This window comes from Paenibacillus provencensis (assembly GCF_042678545.1).
Taxonomy (GTDB): Bacteria; Bacillota; Bacilli; order Paenibacillales; family Paenibacillaceae; genus Paenibacillus; species Paenibacillus provencensis.
On the sequence record NZ_JBHTKX010000001.1, the window covers coordinates 2307625 to 2331633 of the forward strand.

The window sequence follows — 24009 nt, forward strand, 5'->3', positions numbered from 1 at the left end:
TCTAACAGTTCCCCGAAGAAATGAGGGTATTGAAACGTTTATGAAACGACTATTACAACGTATAGCTCTGGTGATGTCCAGCTTAGTCATCTCATGCTCTCTGACAAATGTTCCTTCCGTCTATGCTTCAGCCCAATTCACAGCTCATCAGAGTCTAACACCGGCTGCAGTCGAACAACTGGCACACGATACACTGTCCAAGCTCTCGTTGGAACAAGAGTTCAGCCAATTTACCAATGCAAAACTGCTGATTATGCCCTTGGGTCCAGGAACGCACAGCTATATTGTTCATATTCTTCAAGCGGCTGAGCCGGTTGGTTATCTCATGATTACAGCAACAGAATCCAGTGGTTATGCCGTTACGGAATATGGTACAGGCAGCAATCCATTGTTCAGCTCTCTCCTGTATCCGGAAGATATGGCATTTTCAATTGACATGTACGATCCCAAGTTCATGAAATACAAGGGATTGCTGGCTTACTGGGAATTAACAGACCGTGATGGTAATTCAATCCATATTGATGCTTCTAATGGAGATCAGTTACCTGACTTTATTTCATATCAATCCTCCCCGATTACTCACAGCGAGAGCCTTGCTGGCATTCAGATCGAAGAACAGCCTGGCCGCCTGAAGCTTGCCTCAATTCCTTTTAACCCATCATCCAACTTGCAGTGGCTGCTCTCAGATGCGCTGAAGGTACGAAATAGTGCCGGGCTCATGAATCAGATCGATCAACATAAGCGGCTTATATTTACTGCACGGAAGGATAATGTGTGGTATAGTGGACCGCTGGCGATTATCGGGTATCACTCCTGGAAGAGCAAGCAATCTGAACATGCTGTAACCTTTGCTCGGACGGGAACTTCCTCTGCACAGATTCGTTATATTCCGATGGATAAGCTCCTTGGAAGTGGTTCATTTTATGTACCCTCATCTAACGAAATCAAAAACAGCGCCGAATAGAGGCGCTGTTTCTTTTATAATTTGGAGTCCATGTCCGTCTTTTTCCGCTTAATTGGTTTTTTGATGTCCTTCACCCACATAGAAACGCCCATAGGCATCATTCCAAACCATTTCATGTGCCACGGTTCTTTCACTTTGTTCCGTTTATATTTCCGCTCTTCCTTTGGCGTTCCTATATATCCGATAACCTGTTCTGTAATGTATCTCACCAGCTCATCTCCCTTGGCCATCGACCTGTTCTCCCTTCCCCATGATTGTGTATTTGAAGCTTCTCTTATTAGTTTGTACAGGAGCAACGCGAAATAAACCTTCCTGTTTAATGAATCACTATTATTGTGAAATTCAGACATACCTGAATGAAACCATTAAATCTGCGCAGTCTATAGGAAGAGTCTTTTCATATGCCAGAAAGGAGAGAAGCCGCGTGCTTAATTATAAAAAATCGTCCATTGTCCTTGCCATCTTATGTATATTGCTGCTTCAGGAGACACCCTCTACGGCTGCAGAACCTAAACATAACAAGGAGCCTGAAATATCCAATTATTTATTTCGCCACCCTGTCATTATTATCGATGCCGGTCACGGCGGCATTGACGGAGGAACCTCTGCAGATGATTTGCTGGAGAAGGATATCAACCTTGCCATTTCGCAAAAAATATTTATGATCCTTAAAAGTAAAGGCTATCCTGTCGTTCTTAATCGAGACGATGATTACGCGCTGAGTGACGATAATCATTGGCTGCGGAGTCACTCCCGCCATATGAGAGATCTGGCACAGCGCAAGGGCCTTAGTGATCATGTGCCCTCCGATCCGGTTGTCAGCATCCATGTCAACTGGAGCAAGAAGTCACGCACACATGGACCCATTGTGCTGCATCAACAAGAAGCAAGAAGCTATATGCTTGCGGATTCCATCCAGCAATCGCTCAATGAAATGTATGATACCAATCGACAAGTAGAATGGGGTAAGCCCTTTTATCTGCTTAATCATGTTAATAAGCCGTCTGTTATTGTAGAGGCCGGATTCATCAGCAATCCTGAAGACCGTGCTCTCCTTAGCAGTATCGCGGGACAAAAGAAAATTGCTCAAGCCATTAGCTCAGGCATTATTTATTATTTGTCGGTAATGTAGAATCCGGAGTCCAATTCCAGACCTGCTTCACCATCTCACTAATACTGATTGTTTCAATCTTGCCTGACCAGCGAGATATGGAGTCTCGGATCACACCTGCAGTCATATGTCCCTGCGTTCCTACGTGACCGATCATGACACAGGTGTCCTGAGTCTCCAGCTTTTTTTCTGCGAGCTTCATCTGTCCCGTAATATGAGAAATCGAGTGATGATCATCCAGGAAGATATGATTAACTACTGGCGGCAGCCCCTTCTGTTCAGCCAGCTCTGCCACGACAGATTTATAATCTGTTTTGCTGTCAACAAAGAATAGACCTCTTTCTTTACATACATCAAGCACGATGGACATAATACGCCGATCTGTCGTAATTTTAGAACCCATATGATTGTTCATACCGATGGCATAGGGAACATTATCAATAGCAGCCTCTACTCTTTTCCGTACCTCTCCATCGGACAGATCCGAAGTAATTGCTCCTGGCCCCAACCAGTCCCTTCTTCCTTTGTGCGGCTCCATCGGCATGTGTATAAGCACATCGATCCCCTTTTGGTGCGCAAGTTCAGCATCTTTTTTGGTTGTAGGCAGAAACGGCATTATCGCAACATTTACCTTTGTCGGTAAACTCATGATTTCTTCTGTCCCCTTCATCCCATTTCCCAAATCATCAATGATAATCGCGACCTTCTTCAGAGGCTCAGCATGTACCGTAGATCCGGCCGCATTCATCCATCCCATACTCACAGCCAGCATCATAACGAACATTCGCAAACTCCCCCATCTAAAGGAAGAGAGCACTTTCTTTTTCAGTTTTCTTCTTCTTTGCTTTCGTATCGTCATCGCTTTAACAGTCCTCCTCGTGAATTCTTGAAGATATATACATTATTTGAATAAACGGGACGAATTATGTAAGGTTCTAATAAAAATACAATCAATAAGTTGATAAAGTGAAGCTCCTTAGCATAGAATAAGAACATGAGTTCGCTCTTACAACAAGGAGGGATCCCGATGACAGCGAAAATGCTAACGGAAGAACATACACTAATTAAGAGCTATCTTCAGCTCTTGATGGTCATCAAAATTTTTAATCGCGATCTTCAAGTCATGAGTAATCATGCCGAGCTGAAGACCCCTGAGCTGTATATGGAGATTATTCGAGCGGGAATTGCGCGTGTAGCTGTTCTGCTTGATGAGGTACAGGAAGAATTCAGACGTATGGATATACACCTGAACAGTGTAAATCTATATGACGGTGAGATTCAGGCAATGGCTTCTATACGAGGACATCTCGTTCATATTCACATCCCTGGGACAAAATATAAAGATGAGCTGTACAAACGGATGCAAATTTATTTAGGAGGCACTTCCTTGACTTTATAATAAACACCACCGCAATCGATGCCTGCATCTCAAGTTAGATCTGAGAGCAGCATAGATTCGGTGGTGTTTGTAACCGATTCACTAAATAACAGCGGTTAGTTGTTCAATGCAGCTTGGACACGCATGACGCCTTGAGATAAAGCATGTCCCCCGCCAATGGCAGCAGCAACAGCCACCGTCTCCATAATTTCTTGCTTGCTGGCCCCTTTGGAGAGCGCTTCTTGCACATGATATAAGGTGCATACTTCATTATTAGCGAATAATCCGATTCCAAGAGCAACGAGCTGCTTCGTCTTCAGATCGAGCTCGCCTTCCTTAAAGCATTCCCCTGTAAAATCATGATAGGACTTAAGGACATCAGGCAGCGTCTCTGACAAGTGCCCAATCTGATCCTTATAAGCATGAACCTTATTATTGATTAATGTCACATCAGCACATCCTTCGTCGAAAGAATTATATAGACGTATCATTGGTACTTTCTCCACTTGATCCATATCTATGCTAATCCCTGACGAGGTAATATCTGGACTGTTTATCCTTACAGCTCCGTCGGTTTTTGTCTGGGCTCTGAAAAGAGCTGGATGCTGTACTTCCGATCCAGCTTGACGACTCTTCGGTTGCGCCGGCGAACAAGAATCTGGTCGCTGCTCCAAGCAACAATAATACCGATTACATCGTTGCTCTCCAGATCGTCTCGCACCACACGAATTCGCTCACCTGATTCTCGCAGATTGTTTAATTCCTCATCACTAATCATGAATTGTTCCCTCCAGTACATCATAATATTGTACAAAAAAAGACCTAAATGCGAGCATTTAGGTCTTACGTGTTATTTACGTGATAAAACCTTATATAGCTTAACGTGAAGCGTGCTCTTTACTGTCATTTTTCTCAAACCAGAAATCAAGCACCTTCGCCGACATTACCCGTTGCTCAACATACTCTACCTGATGAGGTGTAAACTGTTCTCTCCATGAGAAGGATAACTCTTCGCACAGGTTCACTACTGTTAGAAGCTCCGACCATGCGACGTAACGTTTATACCAGAAGAACTGAGGATGTTCAAGCATATAGGGATAAAGGTCATCAAACTCCGTGTGCTTACAATCAAGGGCCCGTTCAAAATGAACTTTGGATTTGACTAACTTGTCAAGGAAAAACTGTTCGTTTGCTTCTTTCCCCATTGTTGTTGCCTCCTCTCCCTAATCTTATTTCATTATAAGCCATTATCCTGCCCCGTGCAAAGATAATGAGCAAAATTAGGCCTTATTAATGGAAAATTACCCATGTAAGGAATAGTCATAAACCGAATTATGCAAAATCCTGAAAAAGAACTTAAGCAAACCTTACAAACCCATCTTTGAGAGATTCAATTTTTACCAGTGATTCAACCCGAATCCCTTGTTCACGTATCGTACTCGCTCCGGACTGGAAGCATTTCTCAACAACGACACCAAATCCAGCAAGTGAGGCACCCGAACGTTCAACGATTTTGATGATCCCCTTTGCAGCATCTCCGTTTGCAATAATGTCATCTATAAATAATATTCGATCATTCGGATCTATAAATTCCCGTGAAACCATAATATCTGTCACAATACCTTTCGTAAAAGACGGCACCCGTTCACAATAGGCGTCAGGATCGGCCAGCAGCGTCTTCTTTCTCCGTGCAAACACAAGGGGCACTCCCATATGAACCGCTGTTGCAAAGGCAACCGGAATTCCCGAAGACTCAACAGTTACAATTCGTGTAATGCCTTCGGCTTCGAAACGCCTAGAGAACTCTCGTCCCATCTGCATCGTCAGTTCAGGATCAATCTGATGATTGAGTATCGCATCCAGCTTAAGCACCTGATCTGATATGACCACACCTTGCTCTACAATTTTTTGTTTTAATATTTCCATGCATATGACCTCCCAGCCTATCCTATGACGTAAAAGTATCATACCTCACCAGCTTCTTTCAAGAAGTTTATCTTCATACCGCAGCCGGGTCATGTCCAAGTGGACAAGTGCATACCTTGTAAGAGGGCTTTCTTACACCCATGAAGGTGCTGCTCTGTATATGTAGTTAACAAGGAGGATAAGCATGAGACAGAGTACCAAGGTGCTGCAAGTCGCATTCACTTATGTTGGAACTATTGTTGGTGCAGGATTTGCCACCGGTCAAGAAATATTGCAGTTTTTTACGGAATATGGAAAATGGGCAACTCTTACGATATTGCTGTCCTGCCTGCTCTTTGTTTGGCTGGGTACTAAAATGATGCTGGTGGCACATGATACTGGAGCCAATTCATACGAAGATCTGAACAGCCACTTGTTCGGGAAAAAAGCGGGAAAGTGGATCAGCTTCTTCACCTTGTTCGTGCTGATTGGTGTTAACAGTGTCATTCTTGCAGGAGCAGGATCGGTGTTTATGGAGCATTTGCATCTGTCCTATCAAACCGGACTTTTAATTACACTGGTCGGCACATATCTTCTTCTTGGACGAGGTATCCATGCCATATTGCAGATGAACAGCATTGTCGTTCCGCTCATGATGACTCTGTCTCTATTTATACTTTTCCATACCGCCGGTCATCCGGGCGCAGCCAATTTCGTGCGGCTGGAGACCGACCACAGCATGTTCGCGACTTGGCTGTCACCCATATTGTACAGCTCATTCAATCTTGCCATGGCTCAGGCCATTCTCGTGCCGCTCGGCAGTCAGATCACTGACAGACGAGTCATTAAATACGGCGGAATACTCGGGGGAATCGGGATTGGATTCATGCTCATGACAGCCCACTTTGCCATGTCGGCTTATATGCCTGGCATTGTGCAGTTTGAAGTTCCGATGGGAAGTATTGCATTTGCTCTGGGCGCAGCCATCCAGCTCATGTATATCTTTCTGATATTTATGGAAATCTTCAGCACTTTTGTCGCCGATATTTATGGGATAACCTTACAGGTACGGGAGCATCTCAAAGTATCGCCTAAGCTCATCACGCTGTTTATTATGCTGTCCTGCTTCTTGCTTAGCCAGTTTGGCTTCAGTTCGCTTCTGTCCATTTTGTACCCGATCTATGGGATGCTGGCCGTTATATGGGTAACTCACTTGATCAAGAGCCCGCTCGGTTCCTTCAGAGATAAGAGGAAAAATGAATAACAGCTGAGGTCAATTGGAACGCTCAAACTTCAAATACAGCTTCTTCAGCATATGAACGGAGCGCCTTAGAGAATACTCTGTTTTCGCCTTTTCGCTCGCTGATCTGGCAAGCTCATAACGGTATGACGGATCCTGGATTACCTTCTCCAATGCATCAGCAAGTGCCAAAGCATTGTCTTTGGGAACGAGCAGCCCGTTAACGCCATCCTCGATTTGTTCACCTATTCCTCCAACATTGGTTCCGACTAAAGCCAGTGAACTCAGTGCTGCCTCAGCAAATACGGAACCAAACGCCTCTGCTCTTGATGGGAGGACAAAGATGTCAAAGAACGGGACGAACTCTTCAGGATGCAGTGTGTAGCCATAAAATATCGTTTCATTGTAGATGCCGAGTTTCTGGGCCAATTCCTCCAGTTCGGAACGGATAGGACCATCTCCAATGATATGAAGTACATAATCATGACCCCGTTTTTTCAGTTCGCAGCAGGCTTCAAACAACACATCAATCCCTTTTGCCGGAACGAGACGGCACACCGTTACCAGCTGAGGCACCTCATTCTCATGAGGAATCGGTTTAAATCTTTTCTCATCGAAGCCATTCGGTACAATTTCGATGTTTTCGGGAAATTTAACATACGGCGACATATAGCTGCGGAACGATTGAGATACGGTTAACATGCAATCGGCCGCATGTTCCAGCTCACCATAGAGAGAGGTCAGGAAGCGATGCTCTAACCCGTTCTCTTCGATTTTTCCATTCAGAATCAGTTCCCGCTCATAGCTGGAGTGAATCGTTTGAATCAAAGGCGTTGATGGAAAAGCCTTCTTCATCGCCAGTCCTGCTATCGGATGGTGTGCATGGATCAAATCATAGGGCTTATGTATGCGAAGCTTGATCCACCATAAATAATCGCGGAAGGTTTGGATATATTTCTGAACAATTGGGCTTTCACCGTACGTTGTCCAGTCAAAAGTATCAAAGCGAATCTCTTCGCTCCCCTTGTTACGGATTCGTTTCGGAAGCGAGAACAGCTCCATCTCCCATCTTGGGCTGTTGAAGCGTTCCTGAAGGTAAGGAATCATAGATGATACTCCCCCTGGCTGCTCAGGAGGGAAAAATAAAGCTTGGAGCAGTCGCATCATTTAGTGCCCCTTTCTTGGATTCTTTTGAAAGCAAGTCTTTAATCATGATATATTAGCTCATATGTTCCAGTAAAGAAGATACGAAGGAGATTTGAAAAAACATGAGTAAGGAAACACTGCCCCAGGACTTTATCGAACAGATGAAATCCATGCTCGGGCAGGAGACTACTGCATTTCTTGATAGCTACGACAAGCCGCGTACACAAGCTCTCCGGCTCAATAGCTTGAAGCTCAAGGAAGAACACATAGAGCCCATTGCCCAGCAGTTCCAGCTTAAGAAGGTCCCTTGGTGCAACACAGGATATTATTACAATAGTCAAGTCAGACCTGGCAAACACCCTTATCACACAGCCGGACTATATTATATTCAAGAGCCTTCTGCAATGTCCGCCATCGAGCTGCTAGATCCTCAGCCATACGAGACCGTCTTAGACCTTGCTGCAGCACCTGGCGGCAAGACGACGCATATGGCTGTAAAGATGAAGGATACGGGGCTGCTCGTCTCTAACGAAATTCATAACGGACGGGCTCGAATATTAGCTGAAAACGTAGAGAGAATCGGCCTTACCCGGACGGTTGTCGTTAATGCGACACCTGATGAGCTGTCCGCTCGGTTCCCAGAGGTGTTTGATCGAATTATGCTTGATGCCCCTTGCTCTGGTGAGGGAATGTTTCGTAAAGACCTTGAAGCTATTAACGAATGGTCTCCATCATCTGTTCAAATGTGCGCCGCCCGCCAGTGGGACATTCTGCAGGAAGCTTACATAATGCTGAAGCCCGGGGGACATCTCGCCTATTCCACCTGCACATTTAACCGACAGGAAAATGAAGATACTGTTGAGCGTTTCATAAACGAATATAAGGATATGGAATGGGTTCGGACCGAACGAATCTGGCCGCATCAGAGTGAGGGAGAGGGACACTTTGTCGCTCTGCTCAAGAAAAAAGCCACAGGTGGGAGAGCCGAACGAACCTTTGGAGAGCAGCCTACATCTAAGCCGCGAAAAAGAGGGGAAAAGATCGCCGATGCCGGTGTTACTGCAGCCTGGGCGGGATATCAAGAATGGGCGGGCACGAATCTCCCAGGTTTTTCACTTCAGCCAGGAAGACCTCTGTTGTATGGAGAAGCACTGTACTACTTGCCCGAAACGAGCGAACTGAAAATCTCAGACGAACAACTGAAGGGATTAAAAACTCCCCGCCCCGGACTTCATCTCGGAGATTGGAAGAGGGGGCGGTTCGAGCCAGCGCATGCACTGGCGATGTCAGCTGCTCCAGAACAGGCATTGCTATCCTATGATCTTCCGCCTGATTCCACGGAGCTGCAGGCTTATCTTCGCGGTGAGACCCTTACTCTCGATCCCCTGCTTCAAGGCTGGGTAATGGTGACAACGAGAGGTTACCCTGTGGGCTGGGCCAAAGCAAGCAATGGTCAGCTTAAGAATAAACGCCCTAAAGGGCTGCGTATTAACGTATAAGCAGATCCGATAAACAGCTCAGACACATGGTTAATCCATATCAAATACAAAAACAGCACTCGAACGGGACTTTGCCCCTAAGGGGAGTCCCAGCCATAAATTATGGCGAGTGCTGTTTTATTTCAAGTTGACAATACTGCATATTATGCTGTACTTAGAAATCAAGTTCTAATCCAACTCAGCAAGCTCAATCTCATCGATTACGGCATTGCGGTACAGCATCGTCAAATGAAGCTTATTCACATCCGTTTCTTTGTCAAGCTCCCGAGCCATGAGCAGAAACAGCTGTTCACGCTGCTCTTCACTTGGATGGATATAATAGTCGATGTATCCTGAAATTTCAGCATCACTAATATCAACCGTCGCTGTTGCTGCCGGGTATCCGCCACTTTCCTTAAAGAACAGCTCGTATGTCAGGATATCGCGGTCATGACGAATTAGAGAGGCATAATAGTCCTGATTGACAGGTCCATGACTCGTCATTTTCGGCTCCATGCCATCCTCATCCCAATCCGGTCCCTCACGGGTCTCCTCATCATCCATCTCTGTGAAATCTCGATGCTCCAGCTCTAACAGCGCAACACGATAGCCTTCAAATTGCATATCTATCGTTATTGTATCAATCTCTTCATCATTAACCTCGGATACGAGCAGCTCTTCAGCTGTTTCAAGATCCTCTTCGTCAGGAACTACGAGCCAGTCCACTACTCCCTTAATATCCGCCCCATACTGCTTAAGTACAGCTTCAGCAATCTTGTGGCCATTTCCTGTTTGCAGCTCGTATGAAGACACATTCCGGCCCGCACTGATCAGTTCAATCTGCATTTCACCCGTCTCATCCTCATACCGAAAAACCGATTGCTCCTCCGTATGAAAAGCCCCATACTCAATCAGGCCTTCTTCAGATCTCTCATCAAACCCATCCTCAAAAGTATACTCATCATATACCTCTTCATCTCCCAGTACGCTCTCAACCCTGCCCCAGGATAACATAATATCAAAGTGCTCAGCTGACACCGCATCACGGAATTGAAGCACATATTCTTGCACATAAGCAATAATCTCATCTTTGGCATCCCTTGGAATACTTTCTGCATCCAGCTGGACACTGCCTGCCAGTCTTTGACCTTCCCGGAATACAAGGATAAGTGAGCCTGCATATTTATGTTCTACCATAATGTCATGGACTTCACCATTCGATGTTCTTAGATCAGGTCTTAGCCGAATATGATAGCTCACGTTATTACTACCTCCTAATTATGCCGGAAATTATTACTGTAACCATGTTAAGCTGGCTATGTATCTAGAATGCCCTAATGAGAGGAAAAATATTACTTATAAGTTGACCACATGCTTAACTAACGCATGATGAACCCCACTATCATTGTTAGACAATGTAATTTCATCGGCTGCAGCCTTCACTTCGACAGGAGAATTATCCATTGCAATACCTTTACCCGCAAATGTAAGCATTGTAATGTCATTATAATAATTTCCCATCGCCAGTACTTCTTCTGGGCGATATCCTCTTTTCTCAGCCAACCGCTGCAAAGCCGCCCCTTTGGATGCATCCTTATGCATCAGATCGAGAAAAAAATCACCACTGCGAACCATATAGAATGGACTGTTCCACGTACTCCACTCTTTCTCCAGTGCATTCATGGCCTCTAAGCTTCCAAATGCCGAGAATTTCACGACAGGCTCCCTCAGATCAGCCCATAAAGGAAGGTCCATCGGCGTAAGGAATACAGCCTCATACATGCTGCGAACTTCAAGCGTCATTTCGTCTGCACGGTCAACATATAGCCCAAACGCAGTATTCACATCAAAATGAATGTCGTGCTGACGGCAGTAATCTATATATGGCACCAGCTCTTCAGCTTGTATTGGAAACTGGTCAACCACTTTACGCGTCTTAATGTCCACCGTTGCTGCACCATTATGAGTAATTACGAACCCGTTAAGTCCCATGTCCTCCATGATTGGAATTGTATTGACAGGACCTCTTCCCGTACATAATACAAATTCCGCTCCATTTTTTGCAGCCTGCTGAATACTCTCTTTGTTTGCCGCTGACAATTCATGATGGTCATTTAACAGTGTTCCGTCCACATCAAGTGCGATTAATCGATATGTCATATCCTATCCATCCTTATTCTCTATTTGTTTGTACCATCTCATCAAGGATCAATTGATAAGGCTGTTTAGTTCTTCTTCTGTCAACTCGCGATAGGATCCCATCGGAAGCTCCGGATCGAGAGCAAGACTTCCCATTGAGATCCGTTTTAAATACAGCACTTTAGATCCCACGGCTTCAAACATCCGCTTGACCTGATGGAATTTGCCCTCATGAATCGTAACCTGAACATTCGAGATAATGCCCATATCTGTCCGTTCTTCCGAGATAACAATCAGTTCTGCTGGCTTGGTGACATAACCGTCATCAAGAGTAACCCCCTGCTGAAAGACTGTAATTTCTTTATCTCCAATCCTTCCGAGGACCTTAGCCTCATACGTCTTTGGAACATGCTTACGCGGAGACAACAGATTGTGTGCAAGCTGTCCGTCATTGGTGAGCAGCAGCAGACCTTCTGTATCCTTGTCCAGCCTTCCAACGGGAAAGGGCTGAAAAATGACGTATTCTTCATCCAACAGATCAATAACCGTCTCTTCTCTTAAATCTTCTGTAGCCGAAATAACTCCTGGAGGCTTATGCAGCATCAAATAGATATACTCTCTATATTTCACTACTTCACCATCAATTTCTACAATATCACGGTCTGGGTCGACCTGCATACCGCTGTCTTTAATGGTTTTGCCATCCACCGTAACATAGCCGTTCTTGACGGCTTTCTTAATTTCGGATCGAGTTCCGTAACCCATATGGCTCAGTATTTTATCAATCCGCAGCTTTTTGCCTGTTTTTTTCATCGTATTCTCACTCATACCGAGGTCCACCTCCATCCTGCCGGATATTCATTTTTCAGTCTGCCTTCCTGCCATTTCGCCCATCCAACGGAATACCCGTTAACAGTCACGAGTGTATATCCTTTTGAGGAAGCTGTACCTGATCTAACCAACCGGTCCTCACCGATTTCCAGTGTTTCGCCCTTTAAATATTTGATTGCCTCGCCTCTCTCTACGGTAAGCTGTACACTTCTTATCGCTTCCTCTGCATTCAAGGCCGATGCTAATGCCTGGGAAGGCATGAATCGCCCATTTTTGACTGATCCCATAAACCATCCTGCGCGGATGACCCGAAGACCTGCAAGCCGTTCAGGTTCCACGGGAGTTTGGTATACCTTCTCTCCATACAATACCGTTTGTCCTGGAAGCTGTACATTCAGCTGTTCAGTAACAAATTCTCGAAAGACAGTCTCAGCATCCACCGGCAATTGATCAGACCGATTTCTCTGCTTTGCTCCCCCATGCTTCACGTTATGCTTCTGTTTCTTCTTCAGGGCGTTTCTCCCATGAGAAGCTTCCTTCTCAGCTGTATTGTGCACATATAATGGCTGATCGGCTGGTTCATTAAGAGGAGTGCCGTCATGCTGAAGCACCGCAACAAAATGACCTTCTCCTTCAACTAAGTGCGGCCATAATCTGCCTGTGCCTTGAAGCTGCGCATATAGATCAGGATGTTCTTCCTGCAATACAGGCTCGACCTGAAGTCCCTCAAATTCATGTACAGCCGCAGCTTGCTCGATCCATTCAGGATGACCGCCGGATATTCCGCTCACATGCTGAATAGGAACCACTCGGAACGAAGAATTCTTCAATAGAAACTCTCCGATCATTGCCTCGTTCTCCTCAGGAGCAAATGTACAAGTTGAATATACTAATCTTCCCCCTGGAGCAAGCAGCCTCGCTGCGGTATCCAATATATCACGCTGCATCAGCACACAGCGCTCAATGGAGTGGTGGTCCCATTGGCGTATCATGTCCTCATCCTTACGGAACATTCCTTCACCTGAGCAGGGGGCATCAATCAATATTTTATCAAAATAATGAGGAAAAGCATCGGCAATGCGTTCTGGGCTTTCATTTAGAACAACTGCATTTCGAACGCCATACATTTCTATATTTTTGGCAAGAGCCTTGGTCCGGTCTGTACTGATATCATTTGTTACCAGTATGCCCCTGCCCTTCAGATCTGCTGCGATCTGAGTTGATTTCCCGCCTGGCGCAGCACATAGATCAAGCACATGATCACCAGGCTGTGCTTTCAGCAGCTCTACCGGAGCCATTGCACTTGGTTCTTGAACGTAATAGAGACCCGCATGATAATATGGAGTGAGACCTGGCTTACTGCCGGCAGGGATATAATATCCTGTTTCACACCATGGGATTGGTTTCAAAGGGAACGGAGAGATCTCGGCAAAAGATGCAGGATCAATTTTTAACGTATTAACACGAATGCCTGCATGAGGTGCACTATCATATGACTTCACAAAAAGTTCATATTCATCGCCAAGCATCTTCTTCATTCGTTCAGCAAACTGTATAGGCAGGCGTATCGCCATTTACTCATCATCCTGTTCTGACTTAATCATCATTTTTTTAATTACATCACTTCAGTTCACAATTATAACTCGCTTCCCCCTGTTTCACTACACAGTGTAATGTTGTATAATGAATGGCATCTAAGGTTTGTCCTTAGTATTAAAAATGACGGGGGATGAATATGAGTTCAAAAACGAAAAACACCGCAAATTCTAAAGTGAAATCGAATACCAAGGCTAACAAAAAGCCAAACAAGGCCATTATCGCCTTTATTGCCGTATTTGTCATCCTGATTGGTGCACTGATTACCATGAATGAGCTGAATAAAAATAACATTAATGAAGTATATGGTCTTCCAGAGTCAGATCTTGCTCCTGCGACGCTTGAAATTTTGGAGGATCCAAATTATCAGAATATCATATTACCTGAGGAGCTCGATACTAAAATTTCAAATAAAGAAAGCTTCTTTACTTACTTTTTCGCCTCTGACTGCCCTCACTGCCGGGCAACAACACCGCAGCTGATGCCGATTGCTGATGAAGCAGGTGTTGATCTTCCTCAATTTAACCTTAAAGAATTCGAGGATGGCTGGAGAGATTACAATATCGAGTTTACACCAACTCTCGTTTATTTTGAAAATGGCGTAGAGAAGGAACGCCTGGAAGGCGGAATGCAGGCCGAAGGTGCAAGTGCAGGATATACGGCCGAACAAATTGAAGAATTCTTTACCAAATATAAAGGGACTGCTGCGGAATGAAGCCAAAAACTTATGGAATTCTGTTTACAGGTCTGATGGTAGGCAGTTTGGTGCTTGCTGCATGCGGTGAGAAGGAAGCTTCTCACGATCACAGTATGCATGGCAAGGATAACGAGCAATATGAGGCAAGTGCATCTATAACAGAAATGCCGGCCTTCCTTGCCAAATACACGGATAATACTCAAGCAACCTATGCGCTTGTATCCGAAGTGCAGGAAGAACTTAAAATGCTGAACTGCTACTGTGGCTGTATGGACTATGAAGCAGCGCATGATTCACTCTATCGCTGCTTCATTTCATCGACAACATCGACTGAAGTAACATGGACCGATCATGGTGCACAATGCGGCATCTGCCTGGAAGAGGTTAAGGATGCCGCTCGTCTGAAGGCTGAAGGCAAATCCTTAGAAGAAATCCAGAAGTTTATTGATGATAAGTATGCCCCGGATGGGGCTCCAGCATCTAGTGAAGTGCATCCCGTCATATAAGTAAGTAATCCCCCGGTGATTGGCTGGACACAATGTCCACTCACCGGGGGATTACTTTTTTACGTAAATAATATTTTAAATAAGCGTTATAAGTTCTGACCTAAAGCCTTCATTCGTTCTTCATATATTCGTCCACGTGTTGGACTGCGCCTTTGGGGAACATTCGGCTTGATTTCTTGGGCCTTTATACGGACCGCTTCTTCCAGCTCTTCATCACAGATGACAATCGTGAAATCGTGATAAGGGGTAGGATGGCTATCATAATTCCGAAGCTTCTCCGCAAGACTACGGCTTGTATTGACAAGCAGCTCCAGCTCAATACCAAGTGTTTGTGCCGGATACTTCTCCAGAATCTCCACGGCACTCTCAAGCATCATGTAGCCGCCGCGTATATTTTGATTTCTAAAATGATACATGCCCACGGCGACTTGCAGCAAGCCTTTATAGACCGGCTCTTTATTCTGTTCAAGCCATAGCTCCTCAAGCACTTCATGACATTCGAAATAATCCCTGTCGCGATTAAAATACACCAGATATTCTAAATAGAGTGCTTCATATTTAGACATCACTGTTGTCGCTGCCTTTCCTAGCTTGGCTCAGCAATTCCTTAACTTCGCCAGACAATTGCTTGATGGCTTCCATATCGTGCTGCTGCCAATATTCATTGAATTTAGCCTGGGCATCAATTGCTTCATCAATAAGATGATAGAAATAGAGCTGGTGGATGATGGCAAGCGTTTTGGTAATGATGTTGGACTCATCTTCGAATGTTTTCTGCGCATCGAGAATTTCAAGACGGATGGCTGACATCTCATTATCCAGAATAAAGGCAGCCTCTGCTGTTTTTTTCAGCCGGCCTCTTACATCCTCCGGCAAAGAATCTCTAAACTTGTAATTTAAGGAGTGCTCAATCGTAGCCCAAAAATTCATCGCCAGCGTCCGTATTTGAATCTCGGCCAGTACATGCTTTTGACCAAGGGCAGTCTGCACAGGATACTCCACAATCATATGGAAGCTGCGATAGCCGCTCTCCTTGAAGTTCGTAATATAATCCTTCTCATAAAGCACCTTCAGATCTTTACGCTCCCGGATATATTCGGCGACCCTTCTGATATCTTCAACGAATTGGCACATGATTCGAATACCTGCAATATCCTCAATGCCAGTTTCGATCTGGTTCATTGGCACATCGAGACGTTTGGCTTTATCCAGGATGCTCGATATTTTCTTGACTCTTCCCGTCACAAATTCTATAGGGGCATATTCTTCACGTTTTTTGAGTTCTGCCCGCATCGTCTTAAATTTAACTTTAAGTTCCTCTACGGCCTGTTCGTAAGGAAGCAAAAATGTCCCCCAATCTCTACCGTCCATAAGTATGCCTCCTGTCGTCTGCTTCAATCCTTCATATCTATCCGGTATCACGATCTATGCAGAGCACCAACGGCTTCCGATATATGACGGTATCCGTCCCTGCGCAGCAGTTCACGTAATCCAGCATGAAGCTTTTGATTAATTTCGGGTCCTTCATAAATTAAGGCTGTATAAATTTCCACCAGACTGGCTCCGGCTTTGATCTTCTCATAGGCATCCTCACTCGTGAAGATTCCTCCAGACCCAATAATGGGCAGACTTCCCCCAGTCTGACGATATACGCGGCTAATAATCTCAGTAGACCGCTCGCGCAATGGTTTGCCGCTGAGTCCGCCTGTTTCCTTGGCATTCGCATGGGTTAAACCTTCGCGGCTAATGGTCGTATTGGTAGCTATGATGCCCGAAACACCGCTATTTGAAATGGTATCGACCATATATTCGAGCTCAGCTTCCGTCACATCTGGCGCAATCTTAACCAGTACCGATTTGGAACGCCCAAAAGAGCGTGACTGCTGTTCCATTTCATCCATAACCGCGGATAACAATTCCGTCAGCTCACTGCCATGCTGCAGGCTTCTCAAATCCGGTGTATTCGGAGAACTAATATTCACTACAAAAAAGTCTGCATATGGATACAAAATTTGGATGCATTTGCGATAGTCACCTGGAGCATCCTCATTAGAGGTAGCTTTATTTTTACCAATGTTGATAGCAACCGGGATGGCAATATCTTTAAGCTTGGATAAGACTCCCGCCATTGCTTCAGCTCCATGATTATTGAAGCCCATACGGTTCACAAGCGCTTCATCCGGTGGAAGTCTAAACAGCCTGGGCTGGTCATTTCCCGGCTGTGCCTTTGGTGTTACCGTTCCCACTTCCATGAATCCAAATCCGATGGAAGAAAACCCAGGCACCGCTTCCCCATTCTTGTCAAGGCCGGCTGCAAGACCTACAGGTGATGGGAAATGTAGTCCGAACACATCGGTTGCGAGATCCGGCGTTTCCTCAACACCGTACATGGTTTTGAGAAGGCTCGTGCCTCCGGGAAATGAGCCTGCTTGGTTCATTCCTCCAATAACGAGATGGTGTGCTTTTTCCGGATCCATTTTGAAGAATAGAGGTTTACCAATATTACGATACAGCAAATGATCCACTCCGTTTACATATTCTTATGGATAAACTGCACTCATGAAAAGGAAACATTCACCAAATGTATCAATGAAATGGATACAAATAAAAAGTCCTGTTCATAAACGAGCAGCATTCCTTCTAAATTTCAGTTTAGCTGTTTTCGCTCTAAAAGAAAAGGGAGAGGGAACCAAGTGAATACGCAACTTTGAAAATAAACTGCAAATTGACTACAATGAAGTAAACCGTCAAGCTTCAACTTAGAAACTTATATATTTTAACGTCCGTTTATATTCTTCCAATACGAGAAAGGAGATTCACCTTACATGGCAACCAAACGTCAGAAGCCCTCATTGCAGCAAAAAAAAGAAGAAGTGAACCGCAAGGCTATATTTTGGACCGCACTAAGTGTATTGCTGCTCATCATCCTCATTGTTGTACTCGTTATTATTGGAGAAATGACAATCACTTAATTGAGCCAGTGATATATTTTGTCCGGATTCGTCTGTCCGGGGACAAGCTCCGGCTGAAATCTGTCCCCGGCCTGTTCCGGAGCAATAATCCCTGCAGGGGTATTGGCACTGTTCTTGATCGTAACCTGAGTACCCGGTGGTACAAGTGCAAACAATTCCTCTACATCCTCTTGATGCATGCGAATACAGCCCAGGGATTCATCAAGCCCAATACTTCCCGGATCGTTCGTGCCATGAATCGCGTAATCCGTATCTGACAACTGCATGCCTCTGGTACCGAACTCGCCGTCCGTACGTCCATTGGGGTTCACTACCTTGTCTGATATGACGAAATCCCCTTCAGGTGTTCTCTCGCCTCCTAGACCTACTTCATAATTCCGCAATACCATGTTTCCACTGAGCAGCGTCAATCGATGTGTCTCCTTATTAACAACGATGGAGAGGGATTCCTTCATATAAGGTTCGCCGCCATATGTATCTTCAAAGCCGGGGAGGGCCGCCCCATCTTCGCTGGATTGCTCTACATCGATCGAATCAGGCCCAGAATCTCTGTCATCTCCTGCTACAGATTTGATATAATCAAGCATCTCAGGATACAGCTCCCGCATGGAAGAGCTTACACCGCCAATACGATTGTTAGGGAAAGGCTTCATTAATTGCTCTATGCGCTCTGGATAAACACCATTCTGCTGTTGATAAGCTGTTATTGCACTCAGTAGAGCTATCGCCTGCTCCTCTTTTTGTCCCCACCTTACGGCACTTGCAGACAAATCTTTATGATCCTCAGGCGTGCATTTACACCACTCAGGCAGCAAGGATTTGCTCATCACTGCACCCTCCCCATTACTATGGAATTGGTACACCGGCTGCCTTGCAGCTGAAGTCCCCCATAAGAGAAATTCATTCTCCCGCTCCAGCCCCAGCGTTATAATCGTCGCGTCAGTCCGGCGCAGCTGATTCATCATTCTGCCAGTGTCTTCATCCGTAGCCTCTCCGTTGATCAGGGGAATTCCGGTAAACATCGGCGGTCCTGGATCTATCTCATCTGCTTCTGATCCATCTGGTGCATCCTGTTCTTCAGAGTACACTATTCTATCAAGCCCTTGTTCTGATGATGATTCTTCTGCAAGCTCTGTAACAACGTCAACATCCATTGCATCAGGTGCCATCGCTGAAGGAACAATGCCAAGAATCAATAGCCATAACAGAATGGCAGCAGATTTGCGCTTGATCTGTTGTTTACTTCGCTGCTGTTCCAACTGCATGAGCTTATGCTGATATTCCATCCACACCTGGGCAGGAGCTTTGCTGTGCTCAAATGCTTCATATATACCTCCTGAACGTTCGAAGCAATAGTTGGCCTTCGCTGTCTGACCGGATCGTTCATAATCCTTCCCCAGTAGATACCAGGCCATTTGATTATCGGGATGCTTCTGAACGTAGGATTTCAGATCGTGCGGCATGCGCATGACTTATCTCCCCTTGATATAGGTTATGAATGATATATCGGATAATACAAAAAAAACCTGATACCATATTGGTATCAGGCCTCAAATGAAAGCAAGACATTAACCTTCTTTGTTAAAAGGATCGTCCGCAATTTTGATGGAGTCTGTAGGACAACCATCACAAGCATCTTGCATATCATCATGAAGATCTTCAGGAATCTCTATAACACCACGGTTAGAATCACCATTAAAAATGACTTCCGCCAAACCCTCGTCATCGTAGTCGTAGATATCAGGTGCAGTCGCTCCACAAGCTCCGCAAGCGATACATGTATCTTTCTCTACCCAAGTATATTTAGCCATTTCTTCTCTGCCTCCTATTAATTAACACACAAACAGTAGGTTCAACTATGCTAACAATCATATTAATACAAAGTGAAAACAAATACAAATCCATTTTGGGTTATTATACCTTTTATAATCCGCCCTATTCAGGTCTAGGAAGATTGTCTTTTTGCAAGGAAGTACCACGTTCTTTGTAGTTTCTGATCAGTACCGAAGGGTCATCTCCAAGCATGCCCGCTGTCAGCACTGCATTCTCTCCGTACTTATTTCGAAGTTCGTCCATGACATGGGTTAAGGACTCTCGCTTGAACTGCTGCTCATAGTCAAACAGGTCCAATTGTATTGCGGATTCACTCTTTGGAATCAAGCTGTGCAGTGTAATCCCGAGCAGTCGAAGCGGCTTGCCTGCTCCAAACTGCCGATAGAAGAGTGCTGTCGCTCCTTTATAAATATCCTGCTCATGATCGGTCGGCGTTTGCAGCATTTGAGAGCGAGTAATCGTCTTCATATCAGGCGTGCGGATCGTAATTTGAATCCCTTCTGCCATCATGGCATGCCTGCGAAGTCTACGTGTAACCTGATCGCTTATATTAAGAAGCACACGATTGATGTCCTCTTCGCTAGAGATGTCTTCCGGAAGCGTTGTGGTGTGACCAATGGACTTGTTCGGTTCTCTCACCGGACTCACCTGAGAATCACTGATTCCATGAGCCGCCTGTTTCATCCACGATCCGAGCACTCCAAAGTAATCCCGCAGCAAGCTCTCTTCTGCGTTTGCGAGCTCTCCAATGGTATGGATATTGATCTTGCGCAACTTCTCTGCTGTTTTGCGGCCAATGCCAAATAACTCTCCACACGGTCTGTGCCACAATTTATTCTGGACATCCCGCAGACGCAGCACCGTGATCCCATTCGGTTTTTTCATATCTGATGCCATTTTGGCCAGCAATTTATTGGGGGCGATTCCAATCGAACATGGGATACCCAGCTCCTCGTTAATCCTGTTTTGAATCGTCTCTGCAATATCCACCGGTGTTCCAAATTGCTTGGAGCCGGTAATATCAAGATAACATTCATCAATCGAGGTGGCCTCAAGCTGAGGAGTATACTCATAAGCAATGCTCATGAAGGCCTTAGAGTATTTTCGATACAAATTGAAATCAGGTTTAATGACAATTAGCTCAGGACACTGGCGGAGTCCTTGATTAACTACCATTCCCGTGCTGATTCCACGACCCCGTGCCTCGTATGAACATGTGACAATTACACCCTTACGCTGCTCACTGCTTCCTGCGACAGCCGTTGGTTTGCCTGCATATAAATGAGGTTCTTCTGCGGCATGGACCGAACAATAAAAAGCATTCATATCCACATGCAAAATAACACGTCCATTCGCAGGATAGTAATCTTTAACGTTGCTCACATCACGTACCCTCTTTTTTATTCTGAATATTGTTTATTTTGGATCATTGATCATCAGTAACATAAAAAGCCACATTGACTATTAGATTGAATTTTCCGAAACCCTATAGAATAATGAAAGAATGTAGCTCATTCTATATAATAACAGTATTTGCTTGATTCAAATTTATAAATTTATTAAGGTTTTGGGATTATGCAAAGTCCTCAAATAATACAACTATTCTGTATCCTATGATTTATAATTATAAATTATCAAATTTCCATCTTACATTCCAGGTGAGAACTGCTATAATAAACAATTAAAAACGGTTTTAGAGGACTTCCAAAGGGGGATCAACATGTCTAAGAACATCTCAATCTTCGATACGACACTTCGTGACGGTACGCAAGGGGAGGGAATTAGTCTATCGGTTGATGATAAGCTGAACATTGCCAAAAAGCTCGATTTTCTGGGCGTTGAGTACATTGAAGGCGGAATTCCAGGAAGCAATTCGAAAGATATTGAATTTTTTAAGCGTGTTCAAGAATTGGGATTAACATCGAAGATTGTTGCTTTTGGCAGTACTCGCCGGAAGGGCGGAAACGCCGAGACCGATGCTAACTTGAACCGAATTATTGAATCCGGTGCTAAGGCAGCTACGCTGGTCGGCAAGTCATGGGATTTTCATGTTCATACGGCGCTGCAGACGACTTTGGAAGAGAATCTCAACATGATTTATGATTCGATACATTACTTGAAACGAAACGGTATAGAAGTCATTTTTGACGCCGAGCATTTTTTTGACGGTTACAAGAACAACCCAGAGTATACTCTATCCGTAATGACAAGAGCCTATGAAGCTGGTGCGGATTGGCTCGTGATGTGCGATACGAACGGAGGAACGATGCCTCATGAAATTCAGGAAATCGTTCGAGCCGTTGTTTCTCATCTTCCGGAAGCAAAATTTGGCATTCACACCCATAACGATTGCGAATTAGCAGTTGCCAACACACTAGCCGCCATCTCTGCCGGGGCCAGACATGTTCAGGGAACGATGAATGGTTATGGAGAACGCTGCGGTAATGCCAATTTATGCTCTGTGATCCCGAACCTGCAGCTTAAATTAGGTTACCATTGTATTGCGGAAGACAAGCTGGCACAGCTTACGAATGTCTCACGTTATGTCAGTGAAATCGCCAATGTTAATATGCCGGTGAATCAGCCTTATGTAGGCAGTGCAGCGTTCGCTCACAAAGGAGGCATACACGTATCGGCCATTTTGCGGGATTCTCGCACTTATGAGCACATTGCTCCAGAGCAAGTCGGGAACAAGCAGCGGATTCTTGTATCCGAACTGGCCGGTCAGAGTAATATTATATCCAAAGCCCAGGAGCTGGGCATTGAACTTGATCCCTTCAGCTCCCACTCACGCCAAGTGATTGACAGAATTAAGGATATGGAGCATCAGGGCTATCAATTTGAAGGAGCTGACGGTTCACTTGAGCTTCTGATCCGGGAGGCCAATGGAGAAGTCAAGGAACTGTTTACCTTTGAATCCTTCAAAATGCTTGTTGAGAAAACCGCAGGCAAACCCGTCGTATCTGAAGCTTTTGTTAAATTGAGTGTCGGCGGTCGAAGCCACTATACAGCAGCCGAAGGCAACGGGCCTGTAAACGCACTGGATAATGCGCTTCGCAAAGCCCTTGTCACGTACTATCCTTCTTTACAGGAAATGCATTTGTCTGACTACAAAGTTCGGGTGCTTGATGATAAGGATACGACGGCTGCAAAAGTAAGAGTACTTATTGAATCAAAGAACTTCAGTAATGGCTGGAATACGATCGGTGTATCGGAGAATGTCATTGAAGCCAGCTGGGAAGCACTCGTCGACAGCTTTAGATATGCTCTGCTGAACGAAGTACCCTTAGAGATTATAGAGCCGGATACATTGGCACAAGGAATGGTCAATCATTAGGATCTACATAAACAGGCTGCTGAGATCGTCAGCAGCCTGTTTATGTTATATGGTCTATATGGATTACTTCAGCAGATCCTTGATTTTATTTTCGAGCTCTTCTTCTGACAGGATACCGAGAATAACTTCCTGAATTACTCCATTCTCATCAATCAATACATTGGTAGGAAATGCCATACCTTTGTACAAATCATAGATTGCGCCGTCCGTATCCATCAGGATTGGGAAATTGACATGAAAGGTATCAACAAACTCAGCAGCATCTTTTTCACTGTCATATTTGGTAACATTAATCCCGTAAATATCAAGCTCATCTTTGTAAGCTGCAGATATATGATTCAGCGTGGGCGCCTCCATCTTGCAAGGCTCACACCATGAAGCCCAGAAGTTCAGCATCAATGGTTTTTCACGCTTACCCCCTACTTCATATGTGCCTTCTTCCATTCCATTCAGTTGAAAAGAAGGTGCAAGCATCCCGGCCTTTGCTCCTACTTCTGTTGGCATTGGTTCTTCTGTCTGAAATACGGATTGAAGCTGAATTAGGCCTGCTCCTACACCGGATTGCCATATAGCAATGCCAAAGAGCAGCAATACTCCGACTATAATGTATAGGTTACGTTTCATTTGTCCGTCCCTTTTCAGTTATTATAAAGTAATGGAATCATTTTCATAATACCCTGAGCTGCTACAATCAGGAGTATATAGAGTATTTTTTATCATTCTACCCTTTTTCCGAAGATTGTATCAATCCAATCATAAAAGAACGGCCTAAGTAAAATAAAAAAAGCTCCTGCGAAGGGAGCCTTCTCAAAAAAGTATAAAATTGCAGCGAATGAATCGTTCTCAGTGAATTTCTTGAGATTGATTCGAATAATG

General features: G+C 44.8%; 27 protein-coding genes. 9 read left to right on the forward strand and 18 right to left on the reverse strand.

Annotated features, from left to right (window positions below; all coding sequences use genetic code 11):
- The first annotated feature begins 40 nt into the window (after nt 1-40).
- Entirely contained in the window at nt 41-964 is a 924-nt protein-coding gene (locus ACFQ3J_RS11040) for a hypothetical protein (RefSeq protein ID WP_251584355.1), read from the forward strand.
- 14 nt (nt 965-978) lie between these two features.
- On the opposite strand, the gene ACFQ3J_RS11045 is transcribed toward ACFQ3J_RS11040, so the two are convergent.
- A complete protein-coding gene (locus tag ACFQ3J_RS11045; protein WP_251584353.1) occupies nt 979-1194 on the reverse strand; it encodes a YqzE family protein in 216 nt (71 codons plus the stop codon).
- Between the two features lie 194 nt (nt 1195-1388).
- On the opposite strand from ACFQ3J_RS11045, the gene ACFQ3J_RS11050 reads away from it, so the two are divergent.
- A complete protein-coding gene (locus tag ACFQ3J_RS11050; RefSeq protein ID WP_244533139.1) occupies nt 1389-2096 on the forward strand; it encodes an N-acetylmuramoyl-L-alanine amidase family protein in 708 nt (235 codons plus the stop codon).
- On the opposite strand, the gene ACFQ3J_RS11055 is transcribed toward ACFQ3J_RS11050, so the two are convergent.
- Nucleotides 2071-2934, reverse strand: coding sequence for a divergent polysaccharide deacetylase family protein (locus ACFQ3J_RS11055; RefSeq protein ID WP_251584351.1), 864 nt, complete (start codon nt 2932-2934; stop codon nt 2071-2073). The genes ACFQ3J_RS11050 and ACFQ3J_RS11055 overlap by 26 nt on opposite strands.
- A 168-nt stretch (nt 2935-3102) precedes the next feature.
- Here ACFQ3J_RS11055 and ACFQ3J_RS11060 point away from each other — a divergent pair, with 168 nt between their 5' ends.
- Nucleotides 3103-3474 (forward strand): hypothetical protein, encoded by a 372-nt coding sequence (locus ACFQ3J_RS11060; protein ID WP_091154857.1) that lies wholly within the window; start codon nt 3103-3105, stop codon nt 3472-3474.
- 95 nt (nt 3475-3569) lie between these two features.
- Here ACFQ3J_RS11060 and ACFQ3J_RS11065 read toward each other — a convergent pair whose 3' ends face one another.
- The 4 genes from ACFQ3J_RS11065 to ACFQ3J_RS11080 all read right to left on the reverse strand — a co-directional run bounded on the left by ACFQ3J_RS11065 (nt 3570) and on the right by ACFQ3J_RS11080 (nt 5379).
- Nucleotides 3570-3902 (reverse strand): carboxymuconolactone decarboxylase family protein, encoded by a 333-nt coding sequence (locus ACFQ3J_RS11065; protein ID WP_076312523.1) that lies wholly within the window; start codon nt 3900-3902, stop codon nt 3570-3572.
- Nucleotides 3903-4012: 110 nt separating this feature from the next.
- Nucleotides 4013-4231 carry a hypothetical protein gene (locus ACFQ3J_RS11070; protein WP_091154854.1) on the reverse strand — a complete coding sequence of 73 codons (219 nt, stop codon included), beginning with the start codon at nt 4229-4231 and terminating at the stop codon, nt 4013-4015.
- A gap of 100 nt (nt 4232-4331) precedes the next feature.
- Nucleotides 4332-4658 carry a hypothetical protein gene (locus ACFQ3J_RS11075; RefSeq protein ID WP_047909830.1) on the reverse strand — a complete coding sequence of 109 codons (327 nt, stop codon included), beginning with the start codon at nt 4656-4658 and terminating at the stop codon, nt 4332-4334.
- 151 nt (nt 4659-4809) lie between these two features.
- Complete coding sequence (locus ACFQ3J_RS11080) at nt 4810-5379, reverse strand: xanthine phosphoribosyltransferase (protein ID WP_091154851.1); 570 nt, start codon at nt 5377-5379, stop codon at nt 4810-4812.
- A gap of 184 nt (nt 5380-5563) precedes the next feature.
- Between ACFQ3J_RS11080 and ACFQ3J_RS11085 the strand changes: the two genes are divergently transcribed.
- A complete protein-coding gene (locus ACFQ3J_RS11085; protein ID WP_251584349.1) occupies nt 5564-6622 on the forward strand; it encodes a YkvI family membrane protein in 1059 nt (352 codons plus the stop codon).
- Nucleotides 6623-6631: 9 nt separating this feature from the next.
- Here ACFQ3J_RS11085 and ACFQ3J_RS11090 read toward each other — a convergent pair whose 3' ends face one another.
- Nucleotides 6632-7762, reverse strand: a complete 1131-nt coding sequence (locus ACFQ3J_RS11090; RefSeq protein ID WP_091154846.1) for a glycosyltransferase family 4 protein — start codon at nt 7760-7762, stop codon at nt 6632-6634.
- Between the two features lie 104 nt (nt 7763-7866).
- Between ACFQ3J_RS11090 and ACFQ3J_RS11095 the strand changes: the two genes are divergently transcribed.
- Nucleotides 7867-9243 carry an RsmB/NOP family class I SAM-dependent RNA methyltransferase gene (locus ACFQ3J_RS11095; RefSeq protein WP_251584348.1) on the forward strand — a complete coding sequence of 459 codons (1377 nt, stop codon included), beginning with the start codon at nt 7867-7869 and terminating at the stop codon, nt 9241-9243.
- Between the two features lie 168 nt (nt 9244-9411).
- Here ACFQ3J_RS11095 and ACFQ3J_RS11100 read toward each other — a convergent pair whose 3' ends face one another.
- The 4 genes from ACFQ3J_RS11100 to ACFQ3J_RS11115 form a co-directional block, all read right to left on the reverse strand.
- Nucleotides 9412-10482 (reverse strand): hypothetical protein, encoded by a 1071-nt coding sequence (locus ACFQ3J_RS11100; RefSeq protein WP_251584347.1) that lies wholly within the window; start codon nt 10480-10482, stop codon nt 9412-9414.
- 96 nt (nt 10483-10578) lie between these two features.
- Nucleotides 10579-11382, reverse strand: a complete 804-nt coding sequence (locus tag ACFQ3J_RS11105) for a Cof-type HAD-IIB family hydrolase (RefSeq protein ID WP_251584345.1) — start codon at nt 11380-11382, stop codon at nt 10579-10581.
- A gap of 48 nt (nt 11383-11430) precedes the next feature.
- On the reverse strand, nt 11431-12174 hold the full coding sequence (locus ACFQ3J_RS11110; RefSeq protein WP_251584492.1) for a pseudouridine synthase: 744 nt from the start codon (nt 12172-12174) through the stop codon (nt 11431-11433).
- Between the two features lie 11 nt (nt 12175-12185).
- Nucleotides 12186-13766 (reverse strand): RsmB/NOP family class I SAM-dependent RNA methyltransferase, encoded by a 1581-nt coding sequence (locus ACFQ3J_RS11115; RefSeq protein ID WP_251584343.1) that lies wholly within the window; start codon nt 13764-13766, stop codon nt 12186-12188.
- Between the two features lie 161 nt (nt 13767-13927).
- On the opposite strand from ACFQ3J_RS11115, the gene ACFQ3J_RS11120 reads away from it, so the two are divergent.
- Both ACFQ3J_RS11120 and ACFQ3J_RS11125 read left to right on the forward strand, forming a co-directional pair.
- Nucleotides 13928-14503: a thioredoxin family protein gene (locus ACFQ3J_RS11120; protein ID WP_091154835.1), complete on the forward strand. Its 576-nt coding sequence runs from the start codon at nt 13928-13930 to the stop codon at nt 14501-14503.
- Nucleotides 14500-14991: a PCYCGC motif-containing (lipo)protein gene (locus tag ACFQ3J_RS11125; RefSeq protein WP_091154832.1), complete on the forward strand. Its 492-nt coding sequence runs from the start codon at nt 14500-14502 to the stop codon at nt 14989-14991. The genes ACFQ3J_RS11120 and ACFQ3J_RS11125 overlap by 4 nt, the downstream gene beginning before the upstream one ends.
- Before the next feature lie 86 nt (nt 14992-15077).
- On the opposite strand, the gene ACFQ3J_RS11130 is transcribed toward ACFQ3J_RS11125, so the two are convergent.
- From ACFQ3J_RS11130 to ACFQ3J_RS11140, 3 genes are read right to left on the reverse strand one after another with little or no spacing between them, the layout of a single operon-like run.
- Nucleotides 15078-15557 carry a DUF309 domain-containing protein gene (locus tag ACFQ3J_RS11130; RefSeq protein ID WP_251581716.1) on the reverse strand — a complete coding sequence of 160 codons (480 nt, stop codon included), beginning with the start codon at nt 15555-15557 and terminating at the stop codon, nt 15078-15080.
- Complete coding sequence (locus ACFQ3J_RS11135; protein ID WP_091154827.1) at nt 15550-16362, reverse strand: GTP pyrophosphokinase; 813 nt, start codon at nt 16360-16362, stop codon at nt 15550-15552. Before ACFQ3J_RS11135 ends, ACFQ3J_RS11130 begins: the two co-directional genes overlap by 8 nt.
- Before the next feature lie 47 nt (nt 16363-16409).
- Nucleotides 16410-17507, reverse strand: a complete 1098-nt coding sequence (locus ACFQ3J_RS11140) for a quinone-dependent dihydroorotate dehydrogenase (protein ID WP_251581718.1) — start codon at nt 17505-17507, stop codon at nt 16410-16412.
- Between the two features lie 309 nt (nt 17508-17816).
- On the opposite strand from ACFQ3J_RS11140, the gene ACFQ3J_RS11145 reads away from it, so the two are divergent.
- Nucleotides 17817-17963 (forward strand): hypothetical protein, encoded by a 147-nt coding sequence (locus tag ACFQ3J_RS11145; protein WP_170862361.1) that lies wholly within the window; start codon nt 17817-17819, stop codon nt 17961-17963.
- Here the strand turns inward: ACFQ3J_RS11145 and ACFQ3J_RS11150 are convergent.
- The 3 genes from ACFQ3J_RS11150 to ACFQ3J_RS11160 form a co-directional block, all read right to left on the reverse strand.
- Nucleotides 17960-19426 carry a L,D-transpeptidase family protein gene (locus ACFQ3J_RS11150; RefSeq protein ID WP_449290100.1) on the reverse strand — a complete coding sequence of 489 codons (1467 nt, stop codon included), beginning with the start codon at nt 19424-19426 and terminating at the stop codon, nt 17960-17962. The genes ACFQ3J_RS11145 and ACFQ3J_RS11150 overlap by 4 nt on opposite strands.
- A 105-nt stretch (nt 19427-19531) precedes the next feature.
- Nucleotides 19532-19774 carry a ferredoxin gene (locus tag ACFQ3J_RS11155; protein ID WP_091154818.1) on the reverse strand — a complete coding sequence of 81 codons (243 nt, stop codon included), beginning with the start codon at nt 19772-19774 and terminating at the stop codon, nt 19532-19534.
- Nucleotides 19775-19898: 124 nt separating this feature from the next.
- Complete coding sequence (locus ACFQ3J_RS11160; protein WP_251581722.1) at nt 19899-21179, reverse strand: DNA polymerase IV; 1281 nt, start codon at nt 21177-21179, stop codon at nt 19899-19901.
- A gap of 337 nt (nt 21180-21516) precedes the next feature.
- On the opposite strand from ACFQ3J_RS11160, the gene cimA reads away from it, so the two are divergent.
- Nucleotides 21517-23133, forward strand: a complete 1617-nt coding sequence (gene cimA / locus ACFQ3J_RS11165; protein WP_091154813.1) for a citramalate synthase — start codon at nt 21517-21519, stop codon at nt 23131-23133.
- A gap of 63 nt (nt 23134-23196) precedes the next feature.
- On the opposite strand, the gene ACFQ3J_RS11170 is transcribed toward cimA, so the two are convergent.
- A complete protein-coding gene (locus ACFQ3J_RS11170) occupies nt 23197-23757 on the reverse strand; it encodes a TlpA family protein disulfide reductase (RefSeq protein WP_251581724.1) in 561 nt (186 codons plus the stop codon).
- Between the last annotated feature and the right edge of the window lie 252 nt (nt 23758-24009).